At 65.2% G+C, this 20485-nt stretch carries 17 protein-coding genes; 4 read left to right on the top strand and 13 right to left on the bottom strand.

The genetic code is table 11. From position 1 onward, the window contains the following. Positions 1-8: 8 nt before the first annotated feature. Together KK488_RS12495 and KK488_RS12490 are read right to left on the bottom strand one after the other, a co-directional pair. Positions 9-647, bottom strand: a complete 639-nt coding sequence (locus KK488_RS12495) for a DUF2238 domain-containing protein (protein WP_214624001.1) — start codon at positions 645-647, stop codon at positions 9-11. A gap of 1 nt (position 648) precedes the next feature. After that, positions 649-1674 carry an aspartate-semialdehyde dehydrogenase gene (locus tag KK488_RS12490; protein WP_214623999.1) on the bottom strand — a complete coding sequence of 342 codons (1026 nt, stop codon included), beginning with the start codon at positions 1672-1674 and terminating at the stop codon, positions 649-651. A 323-nt stretch (positions 1675-1997) separates the two neighbouring features. Here KK488_RS12490 and KK488_RS12485 point away from each other — a divergent pair, with 323 nt between their 5' ends. Together KK488_RS12485 and KK488_RS12480 are read left to right on the top strand one after the other, a co-directional pair. After that, positions 1998-3401, top strand: coding sequence for a patatin-like phospholipase family protein (locus KK488_RS12485; RefSeq protein ID WP_214623997.1), 1404 nt, complete (start codon positions 1998-2000; stop codon positions 3399-3401). Between the two features lie 176 nt (positions 3402-3577). Continuing rightward, the gene (locus tag KK488_RS12480; protein WP_214623995.1) at positions 3578-4417 is read left to right on the top strand and encodes a flagellin N-terminal helical domain-containing protein; all 840 of its coding nucleotides are present in this window, start codon (positions 3578-3580) and stop codon (positions 4415-4417) included. A 175-nt stretch (positions 4418-4592) separates the two neighbouring features. Here KK488_RS12480 and KK488_RS12475 read toward each other — a convergent pair whose 3' ends face one another. The 9 genes from KK488_RS12475 to ffh all read right to left on the bottom strand — a co-directional run bounded on the left by KK488_RS12475 (position 4593) and on the right by ffh (position 13130). Continuing rightward, complete coding sequence (locus KK488_RS12475) at positions 4593-5969, bottom strand: DUF418 domain-containing protein (protein WP_214623993.1); 1377 nt, start codon at positions 5967-5969, stop codon at positions 4593-4595. An 81-nt stretch (positions 5970-6050) separates the two neighbouring features. After that, positions 6051-7295 carry a dicarboxylate/amino acid:cation symporter gene (locus KK488_RS12470; protein WP_214623991.1) on the bottom strand — a complete coding sequence of 415 codons (1245 nt, stop codon included), beginning with the start codon at positions 7293-7295 and terminating at the stop codon, positions 6051-6053. A gap of 132 nt (positions 7296-7427) precedes the next feature. Next, positions 7428-8663, bottom strand: coding sequence for a glycosyltransferase family 87 protein (locus KK488_RS12465; RefSeq protein WP_214623989.1), 1236 nt, complete (start codon positions 8661-8663; stop codon positions 7428-7430). A gap of 69 nt (positions 8664-8732) precedes the next feature. After that, complete coding sequence (locus tag KK488_RS12460) at positions 8733-9305, bottom strand: hypothetical protein (RefSeq protein WP_214623987.1); 573 nt, start codon at positions 9303-9305, stop codon at positions 8733-8735. A gap of 133 nt (positions 9306-9438) precedes the next feature. After that, a complete protein-coding gene (gene rplS / locus KK488_RS12455) occupies positions 9439-9810 on the bottom strand; it encodes a 50S ribosomal protein L19 (RefSeq protein ID WP_214623985.1) in 372 nt (123 codons plus the stop codon). Between the two features lie 43 nt (positions 9811-9853). Further along, the gene (trmD, locus tag KK488_RS12450; RefSeq protein WP_214623984.1) at positions 9854-10555 is read right to left on the bottom strand and encodes a tRNA (guanosine(37)-N1)-methyltransferase TrmD; all 702 of its coding nucleotides are present in this window, start codon (positions 10553-10555) and stop codon (positions 9854-9856) included. 6 nt (positions 10556-10561) lie between these two features. Beyond that, positions 10562-11044: a ribosome maturation factor RimM gene (gene rimM, locus KK488_RS12445; protein ID WP_214623982.1), complete on the bottom strand. Its 483-nt coding sequence runs from the start codon at positions 11042-11044 to the stop codon at positions 10562-10564. Positions 11045-11046: 2 nt separating this feature from the next. Continuing rightward, positions 11047-11595, bottom strand: a complete 549-nt coding sequence (rpsP, locus tag KK488_RS12440; RefSeq protein WP_214623981.1) for a 30S ribosomal protein S16 — start codon at positions 11593-11595, stop codon at positions 11047-11049. A 56-nt stretch (positions 11596-11651) separates the two neighbouring features. Continuing rightward, positions 11652-13130 carry a signal recognition particle protein gene (gene ffh, locus KK488_RS12435; RefSeq protein WP_214623979.1) on the bottom strand — a complete coding sequence of 493 codons (1479 nt, stop codon included), beginning with the start codon at positions 13128-13130 and terminating at the stop codon, positions 11652-11654. 356 nt (positions 13131-13486) lie between these two features. On the opposite strand from ffh, the gene KK488_RS12430 reads away from it, so the two are divergent. Continuing rightward, the gene (locus KK488_RS12430) at positions 13487-15436 is read left to right on the top strand and encodes a CocE/NonD family hydrolase (protein WP_214623977.1); all 1950 of its coding nucleotides are present in this window, start codon (positions 13487-13489) and stop codon (positions 15434-15436) included. A gap of 216 nt (positions 15437-15652) precedes the next feature. Here the strand turns inward: KK488_RS12430 and KK488_RS12425 are convergent, their stop codons facing one another. Both KK488_RS12425 and KK488_RS12420 read right to left on the bottom strand, forming a co-directional pair. Continuing rightward, positions 15653-16279, bottom strand: coding sequence for a MarR family winged helix-turn-helix transcriptional regulator (locus KK488_RS12425; protein WP_214623975.1), 627 nt, complete (start codon positions 16277-16279; stop codon positions 15653-15655). Positions 16280-16428: 149 nt separating this feature from the next. Next, on the bottom strand, positions 16429-19362 hold the full coding sequence (locus KK488_RS12420) for a TonB-dependent receptor domain-containing protein (RefSeq protein WP_214623973.1): 2934 nt from the start codon (positions 19360-19362) through the stop codon (positions 16429-16431). A gap of 294 nt (positions 19363-19656) precedes the next feature. On the opposite strand from KK488_RS12420, the gene KK488_RS12415 reads away from it, so the two are divergent. Then, positions 19657-20304, top strand: a complete 648-nt coding sequence (locus tag KK488_RS12415; protein WP_214623971.1) for a DsbA family oxidoreductase — start codon at positions 19657-19659, stop codon at positions 20302-20304. Positions 20305-20485 lie beyond the last annotated feature (181 nt).

Raw genomic sequence — 20485 nt, 5'->3', positions numbered from 1 at the left:
ACCGACGTCTAGTGCACCCGGCCGCGGACCGCCGCCCAGAGCCATGCGATCAGGCTGCCCAGCTGCGCGATCGCCATATCTTTCTGCGGATCCCAGATGTCGCCTTGCTGGCCGTTATAATAATCGGCGGTGTCGCCGGCCGCGACCAAAGTCAGCAGCCATTCGAAAATCTCGTAGAGCGCGCTGACCAGCCCGACCAGCGCAAACCCCATCAGCCAGGCGGCGCGAGGCCAGATCCCGCCATGACGCCGCGCGATCGTCGCGAAAACCGGCGTTCCCAGCAAGCCGAAGCTCAGATGGACAAGCCGGTCATAGCCATTGCGCTGCCAGCCGAACAGGCCGGACACCGTATGCCCGGTGAGGCCATGAGCCCATTCGTCATAGGGCACATAGGAATAGATGTAGCGCCCACCCAGCGTGTGCAGCAGGAGGAAGATCCAGATGAGTACCACGGTGCCGGTCGGCAACGGCCAGCGGCGCAACAGCCATGGCGCGGCAAGGCACAGCAGCACGGTCGGCGCATGCTGGAGCGGCGCCAGTTGCGGATAAGGCTGCGCCACGTTGGCCAGCGCGGCAGCGAACAACAGGCTGCCGATCAACGCCCACTGGCTTGCCGGAACGGTGATGCGTACGCCTCCCGTTTTCACATCACCCCTTCTTGAGGTGACGCCGCCCAAGCAGTTCGGCGATCTGCACTGCGTTGAGCGCGGCGCCCTTACGCAGATTGTCGCTGACGCACCAGAGCGAGAGGCCGTTGTCGACTGTCGAGTCCTCGCGCACGCGGCTGACGAAAGTGGCATAATCGCCCACGCACTCGACTGGCGTGACGTATCCGCCGTCCTCATGCTTGTCGACGAGCATGATGCCGGGCGCCTCGCGCAGGATGGACTGGGCCTTCTTGGCGCTGATCTCCTCGACGAACTCGATGTTGATCGCCTCGCTATGCCCGACGAACACCGGCACGCGCACGCAGGTCGCCGTCACCTTGATCTTGGGATCGAGGATTTTCTTGGTCTCGACGACCATCTTCCACTCTTCCTTGGTCGAGCCGTCATCCAGGAAGCTGTCAATATGCGGGATCACATTGAAGGCGATCTGCTTGGTGAACTTCGCGGGCACCGCCGGGTCGCCGACGAAGATGTTGCGGCTCTGCTCGAACAGCTCGTCCATGCCCGCCTTGCCCGCGCCGGAGACCGACTGATAGGTCGCCACCACGACGCGCTTGATCGTCGCGAAATCGTGCAGGGGCTTGAGCGCCACGACCATCTGCGCGGTCGAGCAGTTCGGATTGGCGATAATGTTCCTCTTCTTGTAACCGTCGATCGCGTACGGGTTCACCTCGGGCACGATCAGCGGCACGTCCGGGTCCATGCGATAGAGCGAGCTGTTGTCGATCACCGTGCAGCCGGCGGCCGCGAACTTGGGCGCATAGACCTTGGTCGCCTCGGAACCGATCGCGAACAGGGCCATGTCCCATCCCGTCGGATCGAAATGCTCGATATTCCTGACCTTGAGCATCTTGCCGGTCTCGCCATACTCGATTTCGTCGCCAGTTGAGCGCGAGGACGCGACGACGGCCAATTCGTCGATCGGGAATTCCCGCTCGGCCAGGATGTTGAGCATTTCGCGACCGACATTGCCGGTGGCGCCTGCGACGACGACACGATATCCCACGGGGGTTCTCCGAGATGGTCAAGGGCTGAGCGGCGGCGGATAGACCAATTCGACGCGCGAGGCAAAGCCTGACCACAGGCCGCGCCTGGCGCTGCGTCCCATCGACCTTGGATCGAGCCACGCCACGACATGGTCCCCCAATCTCCTCGAAGAACAAGCTGGACGTATCATGCGCCGAACCTTGGTCCTCCTCTCAGCGTCCACGCACGGCCCGGCGCCCGATACGGTCAATTCGCCGTTTAGCGCGATCCTTCATTGGCAGCGCGGCAGGGGCGATGCTATTGCCCGCACAAAGGTCGCATCGAAAAATTCTTCTGGGGGAAATGATGCGATCCACTCTGCGCCTGCCGGCGCTTCTTTTGCTGGCGCTGCCACTTGGTGCCTGTGCCACCCGCGGACCACTCACCGTCGATTGCCCGCAGTTTCCGCGTTTTGTGAGCGACCTGCCTTATTCACCGCTCGAAGCGCAGATCCGCAACAATTGGCCACCACCGCAGATCGCGGCACGCCCGGCCTCGGCGGAGGAGGCCTCCGCGCCGGTCGGCGCTGCTGCGCCGGCTCCCGTCTTTCAGGCACGCCCCTTCGACAGATCGAAGGTCGAGGCTGCCGTCTCGTCCGCCGTCGTCGAGCAGAGCAAGCGCCCGACGCGCAGCGCGCGCTCCTCGTCCTTCGTCATGCTCGACAATCCCTCCGTGTTGCTGCTCTCGGGCGGCGGGCAATGGGGCGCTTTCGGAGCCGGCCTGCTGACGAGCCTCGCGGCGGACGACGCCAGTGACCTGCCCAATCCCGTCGCCATCACGGGCGTCAGCACTGGCGCGCTGCAAATGCTCTTCGTCGGCGCCGGGCTGGAGGATCTCGATGTACGCGACGCCCTGCGCCGTGCCTATCTGCCCGCGAAGGAAAGCGAGGTCGTCAGTCGCCAGAGCAAGCTGATGGTGGTCATCACCGGTGCCATGTCCGGTCTCGCGCCCTTGCGCAAGCGGGTCGAGGAAGCGCTCTGCCCGAATGCGGCATTGGCGAGCGGCGCCCCCTGCCCCATGCTGGACCGGCTCGCGGCCAGCAATGTCATCATGCTCGCCGGCTTCGTGGAGGCCCGCAGCGGCCGCTTCCAGTTCGCCGACATCAACGGCATCGCCGCCGCGCCCGATCTGGATGCGCGCACCCGGCGCGCCTGCATCGCCGGCGCCGCGCTCGCCTCGGTCGCCATGCCGGTCTTCTTCCAGCAGGTGCAGGTCGCGGGCCAGACCTATTTCGACGGCGGTGTGCGCCAGTCCGTGTTCGCCACCTTCGTCCAGCGCGCGATTCAGGAGCAGATGGACCATGGCAGGCGCGGTCTCCCCCTGCTCGTCCTGCGCAACGGCCCCACGGATATGGATGCGGACGACAAGGCCAATCGCAAGCTCAACGCCGTCGACGCCGCGCTGAGGGCCGAGGCGATCCTGGTCAATCAGCTGGAGGTGAACTCGGTCGCGTCGTTGCGCCTCCGGGTGCCGACCGGCCAGATCGGCTTCGCGAGCGCCGATGGCTGGCGTGAGCAGCGGCTCGACCCGGCCGATGCCGCCAGCCCGACCTGCCTGGCGCTCAAGGCGGCCAACAAGGACGCCCAGTTCGCCCCCCAGTTCATGCGGTGCCTGATGGCGTATGGCGATCGGCGCGCCCGCGAAACGCAGATCTGGCTGCCACTGATCGAGCTGGAGCAGGCCTCAGGGCCAGGTTCGGGCAATTGAAACGGCGAAATACGCGCTATTTCGACCGCCATAAACCGCTTGAAACCGTCATTTTTGCACTTTTGTGAAAAAAAGTGACCACGACGCTTAAAAGTTCCCGTGCAGGGTCCGTTCTAGCATTTCGAAGGCGCTAACGGCCAAGGTTACCGCCCTCTTTAGAAATGGGGACTGAAATTATGACTGTCATTGCATCAAACGTATCTGCGATTCGTGCGCAGAATGCTTCCGCCAAAGCGTCTCTCGGCCTTTCCGAGGCCATGGAGCGTCTTTCCACCGGCAAGCGCATCAACTCCGCGAAGGACGACGCCGCCGGCCTCGCCATCTCGACCAAGATGACCTCCGAAATTCGTGGCCTCTCCGCCGCCGCTCGCAACTGCAACGACGGCATGTCCGTCACGCAGGTTGCGGAAGGCGCGATGGGCGAAGTCTCGAACATCCTGCAGCGCATGCGTGAGCTGGCCGTCCAGGCTTCCTCGGGCACCGTCAGCGCCTCTGACCGTACGTCGATCCAGGCGGAAGTCACCGAGCTGACCTCGCAAATCACGAACATCGCCAGCCGCACCAGCTTCAACGGCATCACGCTGCTGAACGGCTCGGGCTCGGTGACAGCGCCGGTCATCGTCAAAATCCAGGTTGGCAACAATTCTGGCGAGACGGTCGACCTCCAGCTCGCCTCGATGAACCTGACCAACCTCGGCCTGAATTCGCTGGCCACCTTCGCCGATGCCGATGGCTCCGGCGCGACCGCCGCTCTTTCCAAGATCAACGCCGGGCTCGACAAGATCGCTTCCGCCCGTGCCACCATCGGTGGCCAGCAGAGCCGTCTCGAAGCGACGGTCAACAATCTGAATACCACCATCACGAACCTGTCGGACGCCCGTTCGCGGATCGAGGATGCCGATTTCTCCGTGGAATCGACCAACCTCGCCAAGAACCAGATCCTGAACCAGGCTTCGACGGCGATGCTCGCTCAGGCGAACCAGAGCCAGCAGGGCGTATTGAGCCTGCTCCGTTAAATGACGTCTATCTGAATAGGGTCGGCGAACGTGCTGGCCCACTGACGCCGATCTTTTGACCCCCGGCATTTTACAGTCCCCATTGTGCCGGGGGTCATGACCTCAGGGGACCTTCCAGAAAACCCTCGCTCCCTTGGAGCGGGGGTTTTCTAATTCTGCGGCATTGCGCCCGCCCTCATGCCGGCAGCGGCGCGTTGATCTCCGTTCCGGGCTCGGCTGGTGCGCTGGGCTCCCCCTTGTGGCGGCGGAAGGGCTGGCGCTGCCAATAAGCCAGCGACCGCCAGACCCATTCCACCGGCCCGCTCACGAAGCTGCGCATCCACACATTGGCCAGCACCAGGAAGCCGATGTCGATGATCGTCGCGATCAGGGCGAGTTGCGCCCAGCCATATCGGCCCCACAGGCCGAGCCCCCATGGCGCGAAGACGAACCACAGGGTCACGACGCTGGTGAGGACATAGATGGAGAAGGCGGTCTGCCCCGCCGCCTTGAGCGGCGCCAGCACTGCCTTGCCGGCCTTCGTCTGGACCAGCAGATTGATCAGCGCGACATGGCCGAGCGAGACGGCGAGCCGCGCAAACTCATTGGTCGCCCAGATCGTCTTGGGCTGCGGCATGAACTGGAAGACCTCATAGACGCCGAGCCCGCGCAGCCCCATCCCCACTGCATAGGCAATGAGCGCCAGCACGCCATAGAAGCGCGCCGATCGCTGCCCCTGGATGATGCCGAGCTTCCACCAAGCCATGCCCAGGAGCATGCCGCACACAGCCTCGCACACGCCGAAGAAGGTTGCGTGCTTGCCGATGAAGACGAAGTTCCACATGTACCAGGCCCAGGACACATAGTCCCAGACCCCGCCATGATGGGCCTTGGCCTCCTTGTCGATTTCCTTCTGGGTCTCGGCATCGGGCTTCTTGAAATGGTCGTTGAGCTTGCGCCATTCCTTCAGCGTGTCGGCCTCTTCCTTACTGAGCTTCTGCTTGGTCGCTTCCTTGGCCTGGATCGCAGGGACCTTCTGGATCAGCTCGACGCGCCCCTGATATTGCATGACGCCGCCGACCGCGACGAAACCGGCGAACAGCAGCCCGAGGAAGATGAGCAGGCGCGGCCCGAGCTTGCGGAACGGGAAGATGATCAGGGCGGCGAGCCCATAGACCAGCAATATGTCACCAATCCAGGTGACGAGGAAGATGTCGATCAGGCCGAACAGGATCAGCCAGAGATTGCGCCGGTAGAAGAGGTCGGCCACTGCAACGGGCCCGTCCGGCGTCATCGCCCTGGCCGTCAGCACCATCGCGCCGGCGCCGAACAGAAATTCGAGCAGGCCGCGCTGCGTGCCGTTCCAGAAGGTCGAGATGAACGCCCAGACAGTGCGATCGGCCGCGCTCCAGCCGATCAGCCTTATGTCCCATTCCTCCAGCGTGCCATTGTTCCCCATATAGGGAATGTTCATGTAGAGGATGCCGAGGATCGCGATCCCCCGGAGAATATCGAGCACCTCGATGCGCGCGCGCCCGCGAACCGGCGCCAGCCTCACTCCCTCAGCCGCCATCATCCGTCCCCCGTCGATCGCTGATTATCGGCGGAGGCTATGCCTTTCGACGAATGCGGTCAAATCGGCAGAGCGGCGCTGTCATGCCGCGTCCGGTTGCTCCCCGCCATCGCGCGCGCCGACCGCCGCCGTCACGGCGACGTCCATCATCACATTGCCGAGCGTGCGCATGATGTCCGGGAGGGTCTCCACCGCAATCAGAAGCGCCAGCGGCTCGACTGGCACGCCGACGGCCAGACAGATCGGGGCGATGGCCGTGATGAAGCTCACTTGTCCCGGCAGGCTGACCGATCCCATCGAGGTGAGCGTCGCGGCGAGGATCGCGACGGCATATTGCGCCGGGCCGAGCTGGATGCCGAACCAGTTGGCTACATAAAGCGCCACCGCCAGGTTCATCGCCGGGCCGGTCGCGCGCATCAGCGCCACCGCCATGGGCAGTACCAGGCCCGCAGTCGATTCCTGCACGCCCAGATCCTCGGACTTCTTGAGCATGATCGGCAGGCAGGCGAGCGAGGATTGCGTGCTGATCGCGAGCGCCTGCACCGGCGCGACCTGCCGCGCATAGTCTCGCAGCTTGAGCCGGCCGCCGATCACCGCCACGGGATAGGCGCACAGGCTGACGAACAGGCCGACGCCCGAGACGATGATGATATAATGCAGCAGCGCGCCGAACGCCGCCGTGCCCGAACGGGCGCCGACCACGAAGGCAAGCGCGAACACGCCGATCGGCGCGAGCTTCAGCACCCATTCGATGACGATGATCAGCGCATCCGCAATGGCCGAGAAGACGCCGCTCAGCAGCTCGCGCGGTCCGCGCGGCAACCTGGTCAGTGCGAAGGCGAAGACGCCGGTGAAAATGAGCAGCGGCAGGATGGCATCGCTCGCGGCCGCATTGACCGGATTGGTCGGCACGATTGCGCTCAGAAACTCTGAGAAAGGCGGCACCGGCGCCGCTGGTCCGGTCGCGCCGAGTGCGGCCTTGAGCGCATCGGCGGACGCGGCATGCATCGGCCAGATCTTGAGCAGCAGCGGCGTCAGCACGGCACCGACCACGGCGGAGAGGATCATGATGACCGTGATCCAGCTCAGCGACAGGGCCGCGATCCGCCCCGCCCGCGCCGCCTCGGCCGTCTGCGCGATGCCGGTGATCAGCAGTGCCACGACCAGTGGCACGATGGTCATGCGCAGGCCGTTGAGCCAGAGGTTGCCGATCGGGTTGGCGACTGTCGCGATGTCGAGCGACGCTTTCGGCGCCACGCTCGCGCCGATGATGCCGAGGACAAGGCCGGCGGCCAGGGCGAGCAGGATGCGGGTGGCATTGGACATTGGGCCCTGTCTGCCCGTTCTGCGTCCGGAGCGAAAGGGGACAAGCGCGGTCGATGCGTGAAATACGTAACCGGCGATTTTCTCCTCGCCCCTGAAGGGGGAGAGGATAGGGAAGCTTGCCGGCGAAGTCGGCTAGCGGACCTTGGAGAGGGGGCCGCGCTCCCGCCCCGCCAGCGCCCATGCCGCCACCAACAGTCCCAGTGTTGCCAGCGCATAGCGGCTATAGACGAGGTGCCAGAGCGGCGAGCTCCAGTCCGCGAAGCCGAGCTGGCGATGAGCGGGCACCGTGATCGCAATCCACGCCAGCGCGGCGATCCCCAGCCACAGCCAGCGCCGCCCCGCGATCGCCTGCGCTGCCACCATCACCATGAGCGGCAGCACATAGGCATAGCTATGCCCCCAGCCGAGCGGGGCGATCAGGCTGATCACGGCCATGACGCTGGCCGCGACGATGAGGCTCGGCGCGCCGGTCCGCACCACGCGCCACTGCATGGCCGCGATGATCGCCAGCCCCAGCAGCGCGACACCCAGCCGCACCGGCGCCGGCACCACCACCGCGTCGAAGCTGCTCATCACCTGCGCATGCGGCACCCACAGCCGTACGATGTCGGCGGAGAGCGACTGATTGTCGACATTGATGATCGTGCGCTGGGCCATGACCGGCAGCATGTCGCGGAAGAAGTCGATCCATACCTGGAGCGGGAAGACCATAGCGGCGAGCAGCGCCACGAGGACGCCGCCGGCCGCGAAGCCGGCGAACACCGCCACGCGCCGCTTCCCATCGAACAGCAGGCCGACCAGGATCAGTACCGGATAGATCTTCACCCAGGCGCCGAACGCCAGCACCGCGCCGCCAAGCGCGCGCAGGCGTCCGTTCGTCTGCCAGGCCAGCGTCATGCCGCCCACGATGATGAAGAGGACGAGCGTATCGACCTGCCCGTGCCGACAGGTGAAAACCGGGCCGGTGACGAGGGCGAGCAGCACCAGTGCGATCCGCGTGAGCATGGGCGGGGTCGCGACGCCCTCGCGCGCCAGCATTCGCATCCAGATCCACAGCGCGCCGATCACGGCAAACAAGGCGCCCCAGCGCAGCACGGCATAGCCCTGTTCCGGTGTGCCGAGGCCGAGCGGCAGAAGCATCGCGATGCTCGGCGGCGGATAGAGGAAGCCGAGCAGCCGCTCCGCCGATCCGACTATGCCATGATAATCATGATAGAGCGTCGCGGGGTCGGCCAGCACCCGCTTGACGGCGAGATGGAAGACCCAGAAATCGCTGCCGACGCTGCCCGACAGACTCACCGTCTCCGCCGCAAACAGCAGCAGGCCGATCGCGATCGCGACGAGAACTGGCCATTGGCGAAGGGTCATTGGGCTCCCGGGTCGGCGCGGAATGCGCCTTCGCCCAAGATCATGAAGCCTCGCGAAAATCCAGTCGCGTTAACTGGCCGTCTTGCCCTGATCTGAGACAGCCTTGGCGCCCGGCTTCGCGCTCCACGGCGCGAATTGAAGGTGGCAATTCTCGCAGGCCGTGTCGAGCTCGCCCCCGGCGGTGAAGAAGGCGTCCTCATCATGCTTCTCCGCCGCCGCCGCCGCCTTGAGCGCGACGGCGCGCACGCCGGCCACCGCCTCGTCCCATTTGGGATTGTCGACCTTGCGGCCGGGCAACAGCAGGATGTTGGTGAGCTCGGCGAGCGTCAGGCTGGCGCTTTCCGCTTCTTCCCATTGCTCGTCATTCTTGGGGAAGAGCGAGCGCTCGCCCTTCTCGTCACTGACATAGCCCTGCCGCTTCCAGATGCCGTCGCCGCCATATTGCATGACATGGCCCATCAGCTCCTTGAGCGGCAGCCTGTTGACATCCTTGGGCAGCGCATCGGCGCCGACATTCTTGGCGAAGCTGAGGTTGCTGGTTTCGCCTGTCTCGTTGGCGGCGGCACTGTTGCCGGCTGGCGGCGCCTTGCCGCAGGAAGCGAGCAGCAATGCTGCGCCGAAAATTGCCCCGATCTTGCGCATGATCGCGCCTCCTCACCCAATTGTTTGGCCATTCTTGTAGGCGGACCGATCAACTGCGCAAGCGGAAAGGGGCGGTGCGATCCCTCGCACCACCCCTTTTGAAACCGTTTATAACCTGAACTGAAACGTTCGATCAGGCGTCCTGATCGCGCGTGTCGCGACGCTCGGCGATGCGCGCGCGCTTGCCGGTGCGGCCGCGCAGATAATAGAGCTTGGCGCGACGCACGACGCCCTTGCGGACGACCGTGATGCTCTCGACGTTCGGCGAATAGAGCGGGAAGACGCGCTCGACGCCCTCACCGAAGCTGATCTTGCGCACGGTGAAGTTCGAGCCCATGCCCTTGTTCGAGCGCGCGATGCACACGCCTTCGAAATTCTGGACGCGGGTGCGCTCGCCTTCGACGACCTTCACGCCCACGCGCAGCGTGTCGCCCGGACGGAAATCCGGAATATCCTTGCTGATGGCGGCAATCGATTCCGCCTCGATGGTCTGCAGCAGGTTCATTTGTCCTGTCTTCCTTCGTCTGTCGTCGCGCGCCAGAGGCAGGTCAGTCCCGAGCGCTCCTGTAGCGCTCCCAGAGGTCTGGCCTGCGTAGCCGTGTATCGTCTTCCGCCCGGCGTTTCCGCCAGGCCGCGATCTTCGCATGATCCCCCGATCGCAACACTTCGGGGATCATACGCCCTTCCCACTCAGGAGGTCGGGTATATTGCGGATATTCGAGGAGATCGTTCTCGAACGACTCCTCCACCCCGCTTGAAGCCGCGCCCATTACGCCGGGAAGCAGCCGAATGCAAGCGTCAAGCAGCATGAAAGCGCCGATTTCTCCGCCCGAGAGCACGATATCGCCCATCGAGACCTGCTCGATCGGCCGACCCTCGAACAGTCGCTCGTCAAACCCCTCGAACCGCCCGCACAGGATCGTCACGCCCGGCCCGGCGGCAAGGCTGCGCACCCGCGCCTGCGTCATCGGCGCGCCACGCGGCGTCATGGCGAGCACCGGCAAGGCCGGATGCAACTCGAGCGCATGGTCCACCGCCCGCGCCAGCACGTCCGCGCGCAGCACCATCCCCGCCCCGCCCCCGGCCGGCGTATCGTCCACGCTCTTGTGCTTGTCCGTCGCGAAATCGCGGATTTGTACTGGCTCGCAGGCCCAAGTCCCCTCCGCCAGCGCCCGCCCGGCAAGCGAAACGCCAAGCGGCCCGGGAAACATCTCGGGATAGAGGGTGAGGATCTGGGCAGTGAAGCTCATGATCGCCTATTCGACAAACGCCGCCGCGATCACCGCCCGCTCCGCCTCGATCCGCGCGGCGTGGACCGGCACCATGAAGCGCTTGCCGTCCGGCTTCTCGATCTCGATGATGTCGCCCGCGCCGAAATTCTCGACCGCGACAATGACGCCGATACCCGAGCCTGCGTCCATCACGCAGGGCAGCCCGATCAGGTCGACGTGATAATATTCGCCCTCTTCGAGCGGCGGCAGCGCCGAGCGGGGCACGGTGAGCGGGGTGCCGCGCAGGGCCTCGGCGGCATTGCGGTCGGCCACCTCGGCGAAGCGCGCGACCGCGCCGTTCGGTCCGTCGCGCACCGTCTTGAGCGTCAGCGTCTGTCCGCCCGCGTCGAAGCTCTTGTAGCGTTTGAGGCTGTCCGGCCCCTCGCCGAACAGCTTCAGCCGCAGCTCGCCCGTCACGCCATGCGCACCGATGATGGCGGCCAGCGTAACGGGGCGATCAGACGTCAAGGTCAGCCTTCGGCCGGCGCCTGGGCGGACTCACCCTCGGCGTCGTCCGGCGTGTCACCGGCGTCACTGTTCGGCGTCGCCTCGTTGGCGGGCGCTTCCTCGGGGGTCGCTTCCTCGATCGCCTCGCTCACGACCTCGACGGTCTCGGCGGCTTCAGCAGCCTGAGCGGCTTCGGCGGCAGCGGCCTTGGCGGCTTCGGCTGCCTCGGCGGCCTCTGCGATCTTGGCGGCCTTGTCCTCGGCGCGATCCTTGGCCTTCTTGCCCGGCTCGCCCTTGTTCGGGTTGTTGCGAGCAGCGCGCTCCTTGACGCCGGCGGCATCCAGGAAGCGGGCGACACGGTCGGTCGGCTGCGCGCCGACGCTCACCCAATGCTTGGCGCGCTCGACATCGAGCACGACGCGCGCGGCGTCATCCTTGGCGAGCAGCGGGTTGAAGCTGCCGATGCGCTCGATGAACTTGCCGTCGCGGGGCGCGCGGCTGTCGGTCACGACGATCTTGTAATAGGGGCGCTTCTTGGAGCCACCGCGCGACAGGCGAATGCTTGTTGCCATTGCTAAACTACCTTACCTTTCTTGCAAATTCAGTCTGTTATCTAAAATATGTGAAATCACTTCTTGCCGAAATTCTGGAAACCGGGCGGGAGCTGACCGCCACCGGGAAGGCCGGGCAGGCCACCACCGGCCCCGCCGCCGAGCGCTCCCAAATCAGGCGCACCGCCGCCGCCGAGCATGCCGCCCAGACCACCGCCGCCGCCCGTGAACATCTTCGCCAGCCCCTTGAGGCCGCCCATCTTCTTGAGCTTCTTCATGGCCGTCTCCATGTCCTTGTGCATCTTGAGAAGACGGTTGACGTCCTGCACCTGCAGGCCCGCACCCTTGGCGACGCGGATCTTGCGCTTGGCGTTGAGGATTTCCGGGCGCTCGCGTTCCTTGGGCGTCATCGAACCGATCAGCGCATCAAGATGGACCAGCGTCTTGTCGTTGACGCCCGCCGCGGCCATCTGCCCCTGCGCCTTCTTAAGGCCGGGGATCATGCCCGCCAGCATGCCGAGGCCGCCCATGCGCTGCATCTGCGCGAGCTGGGCGCGCAGGTCGTTCAAGTCGAACTTGCCCTGCGCCATGCGCTTGGCGAGCTTGTCGGCATCCTCCTGCTGGATGCTCTCGGCGGCGCGCTCGACCAGGCTGACGACATCGCCCATGCCCAGGATGCGCTGCGCGACGCGCGCCGGATGGAAGGGCTCGATCGCGTCGAGCTTCTCGCCCGTGCCGGCGAACTTGATCGGCTGGCCAGTGACAGCGCGCATCGAGAGCGCCGCGCCGCCGCGCGCATCGCCGTCCATGCGGGTCAGCACCACGCCAGTCAGCGGCACCTGCTGCGTGAAGCTGCTGGCCACATTGACCGCGTCCTGTCCGGTCAGGCTGTCGACGACCAGCAGGATTTCGGCGGGATTGGCGACATCGGCCACCGCCTTCATCTCGTCCATCAGCGCCTGGTCGACATGGAGACGACCAGCCGTATCGAGCATCAGCACGTCAAAGCCCTGCAGCTTGGCCGCCTGCATCGCACGCCGGGCGATCTCAACCGGGCTCTGCCCCGCCACGATCGGCAACGTCGCGACGTCGACCTGCGTGCCGAGCACCGCAAGCTGCTCCTGCGCCGCCGGGCGATTGACGTCGAGCGACGCCATCAGCACCTTCTTGCGCTCGCGTTCCTTGAGCCGCTTGGCGAGCTTGGCCGTCGTCGTCGTCTTGCCCGAGCCCTGCAGGCCGACCATCATGATGACCGCAGGCGGCGTCACGTCGATGATGAGCTCGCTGGTGTCGGCGCCCAGCGTCTCGGTCAGCGTGTCCGAGACGATCTTGACGACCATCTGTCCCGGCGTGATCGAGCGCAGCACGTCGCTGCCGACAGCCTTCTCGGTCGCCTTGTCGACGAACTCGCGCACCACCGGCAGCGCCACGTCCGCCTCGAGCAGCGCGATTCGCACCTCGCGCATCGCCGCGCGCACGTCGGCCTCGGTGAGCGCCCCGCGCCCCCGGAGCTTGTCGAAGACGCCGCCAAGCCGATCGCTCAGACTGTCGAACATTCACGCACCTCTTTGCGGAAACCCGCGAAAAACCTTGAGCCAGACCCACAACGACAATCGCGCCGGCGGGCGAAACCTCGCCGGCCAGCGTCTATCCTTGGACAGCTCGATCCAGGATGTCAGGGTGTCCTCGGCAGCTCCAAGCCGCCTGCAGACCCGCGCCCCTTAGCGAACGCCGCGCGGAATGGCAAGGCGAGCCGCCTTCTTCCGTGCATATCCTGCGGACGCGGGAGCGCGGGATACGCCTTTCAGGTACGGCCCTGCCCTTGGCGAACGCGCAAAAGCCGGTCTATGACAAGTCCATGAAGAGCCACCGCTTTCGCGGAACCGCTCCCAACATTCCTGGAGACTTGCCTATGACACCGCGCGCCGCGCTCATCGCGTCTTTAGCCCTTGCCACCCTCACTCTGGCCCCGCTCCATGCTCAGCCCGGCTCTTCCCCCGCCGACGAGATCAGCGCCGCGGCGAAGGCCACTCCGGGCGGAGACATCCCGGCCAAGTTCAAATATCCGACCGAGCAGAACGACTATGTGAAACGCGAAGTGCTGATCCCGATGCGCGACGGCACCAAGCTCTATACCGTCATCGTCTTCCCCAAGGGCCTCACCAACGCGCCGATCGTCCTCACCCGCACGCCCTACAACGCCAAGAAACGCGCCACGCGACAGGAGAGCCCGCACATCCTCTCCGTCCTGCCGACGGCCGACGAGCCCTTCGTCAAGGCCGGCTACATCCGCGTCTATCAGGACATTCGCGGCAAATATGGCTCGCAGGGCGACTATATCATCACGCGCCCGGTCAAGGGTCCGCTGAACCCGACCGATGTCGACCATGTCACCGATGCCTGGGACACGATCGAGTGGCTGGTGAACAAGGCCAACCTGCCGGAGAGCAACGGCAAGGTCGGCATGATCGGCTCCTCCTACGAGGGCTTCACCGTGGTCATGGCGCTGCTCAATCCCCACCCCGCCCTCAAGGTTGCGGTGCCGGAAAGCCCGATGATCGACGGCTGGATGGGCGACGACTGGTTCCATTATGGCGCCTTCCGCCTTACCAACATCCGCTGGATCGGCTCGCAGACCGGCTTCAAGGGCGAAGGCAAGGGCCCGGAGACCGGCATCTACGACAATTACGAGGAGTTCCGCCGGATCGGCGGCGCCAACGAATGGGCAAAAACCTCGGGCTTCGACAAGCTCCCTGCCTGGCAGAAGATGCTCGATCACACCGCCTATGACAGCTTCTGGCGGGGTCAGGCGCTCGACAAGCTGCTCGCCGCCAATCCCTCCAACGTGCCGACGCTCTGGGAACAGGGCCTGTGGGATCAGGAGGATATGTATGGCGCGATCCATTCGTGGGAAACGCTCAAGGCCAGGGGCAAGACCGGCAACAATTTCCTCGTCATGGGCCCCTGGCGCCACAGCCAGATCAATCGCGAAGGCCGCTCGCTCGGCCCGCTCGAGTGGAACGGCGACACCGCCGCGCAATTCCGCGAGGAGATGGTGATGCCGCTCTTCAACCAATATCTGAAGGACGGCCCGCCCGCCAATCTGCCGAGCGCCGCCATCTACAACACAGGCGAGAACCACTGGGACCGCTTCGCCAGCTGGCCGCTCGCCTGCGAGACTGGCTGCGCGGCGCCACTCAAGCCCATCTATCTCTCGGCCAAGGGCGCGCTGTCGTTCGACAAGGGCGCAGTCGGCGGCGACTCCTATGTGTCCGATCCCGCCAAGCCGGTGCCGCACCTGCCCCGCCCGGTAAACTTCAACGACGGCCGCTGGGGTGACTGGCTGGTGAGCGACCAGCGCCACGCCGATGGCCGCGCCGATGTCATGACCTACCAGACCGATGTGCTGACCGCCCCGGTCCGTGTCTCCGGCGTGCCGATGGCCGACATCTTCGCGAAGTCCACCGGCACCGACGGCGATTTCGTGGTCAAGCTGATCGATGTCTATCCGGACGAGGTCGCCGACGATCCCAAGATGGGCGGCTATCAGCTTGCCATCAGCCTCGACATCTTCCGCGGCCGCTATCGCGACAGCTTCGAGCATCCGACCGCGATTCCCGCGAACAAGGTCCAGCGCTATCGCTTCCGCCTGCCGGCGGTGAACCATGTGTTCCAGCCCGGCCACCGCATCATGGTCCAGGTCCAGTCGAGCCTGTTCCCGCTCTACGACCGCAATCCGCAGACTTTCGTGCCCAACATCTTCCTCGCGAAGAAGGAGGACTACAAGGCGGCGACGGTCACGCTGGAGCGCGGCGGCGACGCGGCCAGCGCGGTATGGCTGCCGGTGGTGCCGGCGCAATAAGCGGCCTACCGGCCCTCTTCCGCCTGCGGGAGAGGGAAGGACCAGCGAAGCGGGAGATGAGGCTTTCGCAGTCTCCTCCCGCTAACACTCCTTGTCATTCCCGCCCGGGAATCCAGTTGCGGCCTCCCGATCGAAGCGGAACGTCAGAGCTGGATTCCCGCTTTCGCGGGAATGACGGGCGGCTTGTGATGGAACGCTTGGCTGTGCCCTCAGCCCTCACCGCAGCTCATCAAGCCGCGCATGAATGCCTTCGAGCACCTCGAGCGTAATCGCCAGCTTCTCCGGGTCGATGCCGCCGAGCACGTCGTCGCGCAATTGATTGGTGATCGCCATGACATCGCGCGCCGCTTCCCGCCCCTTTTCGGTGATGCGGTTATAGGTCACGCGCCGGTCGACATTGCTCTGGTGCCGTTCGATCAGGCCATCCTGCGCCAGACCGTTAAGCATCGCGACCATGCTCGGCCCCTTGACGCCGACCACCCAGGCCAGTTCGCTCTGGCTCAGTTCCTCTTCCGAGGACGCGAGCAGATAGAGCGTCTCCCAGCGCGCCATGTTCTGGCCGATGCTCTTGATCCGGTCGTTGGCGAGCTTGCGCCAGCGCCGGGCTGCCACGACGAGCGCGCGGGTGGTGCGGAAATGAGTGACGTCCTTCGCCGGCGGCTTCTGCTCTTCCTGATAGAAGTTGCTGAGGTGGCGCTCGGCCAGGTCCGTGGGATAGCCGCCATAGGGTGTCGCGCGCCCATCCCTCGGCGAGACCGGACGCACCTCCCGCTGCCCCTCCTCACAGGGGAGCGCGGCTTGCGGGCCACGCTTGTGGCGCGTACGCGATCGGGCCTGGTTCATCGATATTCTGCTCTCCTCAGCGATCCCTATGCCACGCCTAACCGATCATGAAGCGTTTGGCATCATTTAACATGTTAAGCGCTCCTGGGTGCCTCGGTCGCGGGGGAGGAGGAGTGCGACCGAGGCGAGAGGAACTTTGTCGGGACGGATCAGAAGGTCGTGCGGATGCCGGCCTTGAACATCCGGCCCACCGGATTGAAGAGGACGTTGTTGCCGCTGCCGTTCGCGCCGGGGAAAGCCGGCGGATCGACATTGAACACATTATCCACGCCGAAATAGACGCTCGCCTTGTCCTTGCCGCCCACCGGCACCTTCACGGTCGCCAGCATGTCGACATAGGTGCGGCCCGGCATCGCGTTGGTGCTGGAGCTGTCCGTGCGGGTGACGGTGTAGCCCGGCTGCTCGGAGCCAACGAAGGCTGCGTTGTAGAAGCCCTTATTGATCCAGCGGACGTGCGTCGAGAAGGCGAAGAGCTTGCCCAGCTCCAGATTGGCCGTCGCGTCGAGGGTCCAGTCGGGGATGCCCGGAGGCGTGCCGCCACGCAGGCCCGTCTGTCCAGCCCGCTCCACCGGCCCGACCGCATCGACGGTGATGAGGTCGATCATGTGGCTGGCCAGCAGGCTCAGGTTCAGCGCGCTCTCGGTGCCGATCGGCTGGCGGTACCCGACTTCGAAGTCGATGCCGCGCGCCTTGAGCTGGTTCACGTTCTGGAACACGTCCTTCACGTTGGTGATGATGTTGTTGGCATCACGCGTGATCTGGGCGCAGCTCAGCGCATCGCCCTGGAAGCAGCGCGTCACGATATTCTGCTGCCCCAGCGTGCTGATCGCGTCCTTGATCTTCATGTCATAATAATCGACCGAGCCGCGGAACCGGCCGGCGACGCCGCCGGTCGGCTGCACCACCACGCCGACGGTCCAGGTGTCGGCCTTCTCCGGGCGCAGATTGGGGTTGGAGCCGAGCGTGATCGGCACCACCGTCTGCTGGCCGCCGTTCACCGGGTCGTTCAGAATGCCCGACGAGCTGGTGAGCGGGCCGAACAGCTCGGAAACGTTGGGCGCGCGAATGTCGCGCGAGCGCGTGGCGCGGAAGCGGATCGCGTCGATCGGCGCCCAGACGCCGCCGACCTTCCAGGTCGTCACGTCCACCGTGCTGCTCGGGAACAGCGCGCTGGAGCGCTTGTAGTGCGTGCGGCGGATCGCGCCGTTGAGGCTCAGCTCGTTGAATGCGGTAACGTCACGCAGGATCGGTACCTCCGCCTCACCATAGACTTCCGCCACCTCGATCTTGCCGGAGATGACCGAGCCGTTGCCGGTGAAGAAGGCAAGCGACTTGGACAGGGCATCGGCATCGCCGTTCACCGAGTCGCTGCGATATTCGCCGCCGACCGCGATGCCGAGCTTGCCCGCCGGCAGCTCGATCAGCGAGCCGGTGATGTTCGCCGCCACGACATGCTCGGTCGTGTTGTTGGTCTGGAAGGCATTGGCCTTCACATAGGCCTTGGCGGCCGCGAAGGTCGCGCCCTGGCCCGAGCCGAACGGATTGAGCGGGACGCAGGCCGCGTCGTTGTTGTTGGGATTGGCGTCGACATTGATGCGGCAGACCGGCTGCCCGGCGCCATTGGTCGTCGCGTCCAGCGCATTCAGCATGCGCGAGGTGATCGTGCCGCCGGTGATGTCGCTGCGGAACTCGTTGCGGCCATACTGATAATAGATGTCCGCCTTCCAGTTGCTGTTGATCTCGTAGGCCGCGGAGAGGACGGCGCGATACACATTGTCCTTCACGACGAGATCGCCCGGGCCGACATCCTTGAAGCCCTTGCCCAGCGTGAAGCTGGTGAGGCCGGCCTGCGCCATCAGCGTGCGCAGGTCGAGCGACGGATCCGACGAGGTCGGGATGAAGGGGTTGTCGCTGCGGATGGTGATCGCCGTGTTGCGATAGGCGACGGCGCGGTGATAGCCCTCGTTATGACCGTAGGTGAGGCCCAGCTCCAGCGTCAGCGCCGGCGTGGCTTGCCAGGTGGCATAGCCCATCGCGTTGTAGCGCTTGGTCGGCGAGACGATCGGGAAGTCGAAGTAGATATTCTCGCCCGGCCCGTCATTGGTGCCGCCCTGCGAATAGAGATTGTTGGCGAGCACGCCCTGCGTCGTCTTGAACGGCGTACCGTCGGCGCGGAAGCCGATGCCGTCGATCGGGCGCCAGGTCGGCACGAGCTTGCCGGCATAGGCGCTGCTCGGCGGCGTGGTGACGCCGTTATAGGGCGCGGTCCAGGGGTAGACGCCGGCCAGGATGTTGTTGGCCGGGATGCTCGTCACGCCGGGGTTGCGGCTGATGTTGATGAGTCCGTGGGCGCACCAGTCGCGCTGCGGGCAGGATTCCACGCCCTCGGCCCGCTCATATTCGCCGCCGATGATGACATGGAAATTGTCGCCGATCTGCCAGCCACCGGCCGCGCCGAACTGCGTCGTGAAATTATCGCCATATTGCGAGAAGCCGACCTGTCCGTTCAGCTTGTAGCCGGTGAACTTCTTGTCGATCAGCAGGTTGACGACGCCCGAGACGGCGTCCGAGCCATAGACTGCCGAGGCGCCGCCGGTGACCACTTCGGCGCGCGACAGCAGCACCGAGGGAATCATGTTGGTGTCGACCGTCGCCTGCGTCGTCGAGGGAACGAAGCGCTTGCCGTCGACCAGCGTCAGGGTGCGGACCGAGCCGAGGCCGCGCAGGTCGAGGATGCGACCACCGACATAGCCGCCCGCCGCGCCGAGGCCGGTGGAGGCGGGCGTGTTGGTCGCGCGGAAGGCGGGAAGCTCGTTGAGGGCATCGCCCAGATTGGTGGCCCCGCGCTCTTCGATGCGGGCAGCACTCAGCACCGAGACGGGCGTCGGGCGATCGAAGCCGGAGACGATGCGCGAACCGGTGACGACGATCTGCTCATCGTTCGCGCCGGCCTCATCGGCCGCTGGAACGTCCTGGGCACTTTGCGCATTCTGCTGGGCGTGGGCGGGCGCGACGCCCGCAAGGCCGATCGCAACGGCGACCAAACAAGTCCGCGTACGCAACGCGGCCGTAAAACGGGTCATTCGCTCTCTCCCGGTGGTTTGTTCTTAGGTAGGTAGGTATCTACCAAAAACAGATTAGGTTTCAATCTACTTTTTCCGGAACCGCCCGCCCTGTGTCGCGCCCGCAACAGTGTCGGCGCGGGCCGGCCCGAGCCATCCCGCAAGCCCCTGACTTGATGCGACTTCACGAGCTTGGCACGACGGCATGAGGCGGAACGGAACCGCCATTCCTTCCATCGTCCCGAACCATTGGCGCAACCTCATCCCGGCGATAGGATGTCGCCCGATCGCCCACCCTCCCGTTGCGAGATGCCCATGCCCAAGCCCATGAAGATCGATTTCGTCTCGGACATCGCCTGCCCGTGGTGCGCCATCGGCCTGGGCGGGCTCGAGCAGGCGCTGGTCAGCGCGCAGGACGCCATCGATGCCGATCTGCGCTTCCAGCCGTTCGAGCTCAATCCGGACATGCCGGCCGGGGGCCAGAATGTCGTCGAGCATCTCGGCGAGAAATATGGCAGCAGCGCCGAGCAATCCGCCGCGAGCCGGCAGGGCCTGATAGCCCGCGCACGCGAGGTCGGCTTCGACATGGCGATGACCGGCGACAGCCGCCTCTACAACACGTTCGATGCGCACCGCCTGCTGCACTGGGCCGGCCTCACCGGGCACCAGCGCGCCCTGAAGAAAGCCCTGTTCGCGGCCAATTTCACTGACAATCGCGACATTGGCGACCCCGCCGTCCTCGCCGACGTCGCGGAACAGGCAGGGCTCGATCGCGCCGAGGCGACAGACGTCCTTGCTTCCGGCCGCTATGCCGATGAGGTGCGCAACGCCGAGCGGCTCTGGCAGTCGCGCGGCATCCGTTCCGTCCCCGCGATCGTCATCAACGACACCTATCTCATCTCGGGCGGCCAGCCCGCTGCGGTGTTCGAGCAGGCCCTGCGCGAGATCGCCGCCAAGTCCTGAAGCGAAAGCCTTCGGTGCCTGCGCCCGCGAGCCAGTCCCTGTCCTACATCACCACCGATACGCTAAGATCATCTCATGCAAGTCGTTGATAACCTGAAACTTTCGCTCGTCATATCGATCATATGTGCGATGTTGATGAAGTTCCGCCACGCGCTCTTGCAAAAGAACGCTGTTTTTCATG

The organism is Sphingobium nicotianae (assembly GCF_018603885.1).
Classification (GTDB): domain Bacteria; phylum Pseudomonadota; class Alphaproteobacteria; order Sphingomonadales; family Sphingomonadaceae; genus Sphingobium; species Sphingobium nicotianae.
Note: the sequence above shows the minus strand (reverse complement) of the source record. Positions and strands in the feature narration are given on the sequence as shown.

Excerpts from the sequence above, each read along its gene's own strand:
- trmD (WP_214623984.1), bottom strand. The coding sequence starts at position 10,555 with ATGAGCTTCACTGCCCAGATCCTCACCCTCTATCCCGAGATGTTTCCC.
- KK488_RS12470 (WP_214623991.1), bottom strand. The coding sequence starts at position 7,295 with ATGTCCAATGCCACCCGCATCCTGCTCGCCCTGGCCGCCGGCCTTGTC.
- KK488_RS12460 (WP_214623987.1), bottom strand. The coding sequence starts at position 9,305 with ATGCGCAAGATCGGGGCAATTTTCGGCGCAGCATTGCTGCTCGCTTCC.
- rpsP (WP_214623981.1), bottom strand. The coding sequence starts at position 11,595 with ATGGCAACAAGCATTCGCCTGTCGCGCGGTGGCTCCAAGAAGCGCCCC.
- KK488_RS12480 (WP_214623995.1), top strand. The coding sequence starts at position 3,578 with ATGACTGTCATTGCATCAAACGTATCTGCGATTCGTGCGCAGAATGCT.
- ffh (WP_214623979.1), bottom strand. The coding sequence starts at position 13,130 with ATGTTCGACAGTCTGAGCGATCGGCTTGGCGGCGTCTTCGACAAGCTC.
- KK488_RS12425 (WP_214623975.1), bottom strand. The coding sequence starts at position 16,279 with ATGAACCAGGCCCGATCGCGTACGCGCCACAAGCGTGGCCCGCAAGCC.
- KK488_RS12475 (WP_214623993.1), bottom strand. The coding sequence starts at position 5,969 with ATGGCGGCTGAGGGAGTGAGGCTGGCGCCGGTTCGCGGGCGCGCGCGC.
- rplS (WP_214623985.1), bottom strand. The coding sequence starts at position 9,810 with ATGAACCTGCTGCAGACCATCGAGGCGGAATCGATTGCCGCCATCAGC.
- KK488_RS12485 (WP_214623997.1), top strand. The coding sequence starts at position 1,998 with ATGATGCGATCCACTCTGCGCCTGCCGGCGCTTCTTTTGCTGGCGCTG.
- KK488_RS12430 (WP_214623977.1), top strand. The coding sequence starts at position 13,487 with ATGACACCGCGCGCCGCGCTCATCGCGTCTTTAGCCCTTGCCACCCTC.
- KK488_RS12420 (WP_214623973.1), bottom strand. The coding sequence starts at position 19,362 with ATGACCCGTTTTACGGCCGCGTTGCGTACGCGGACTTGTTTGGTCGCC.
- KK488_RS12465 (WP_214623989.1), bottom strand. The coding sequence starts at position 8,663 with ATGACCCTTCGCCAATGGCCAGTTCTCGTCGCGATCGCGATCGGCCTG.
- KK488_RS12415 (WP_214623971.1), top strand. The coding sequence starts at position 19,657 with ATGCCCAAGCCCATGAAGATCGATTTCGTCTCGGACATCGCCTGCCCG.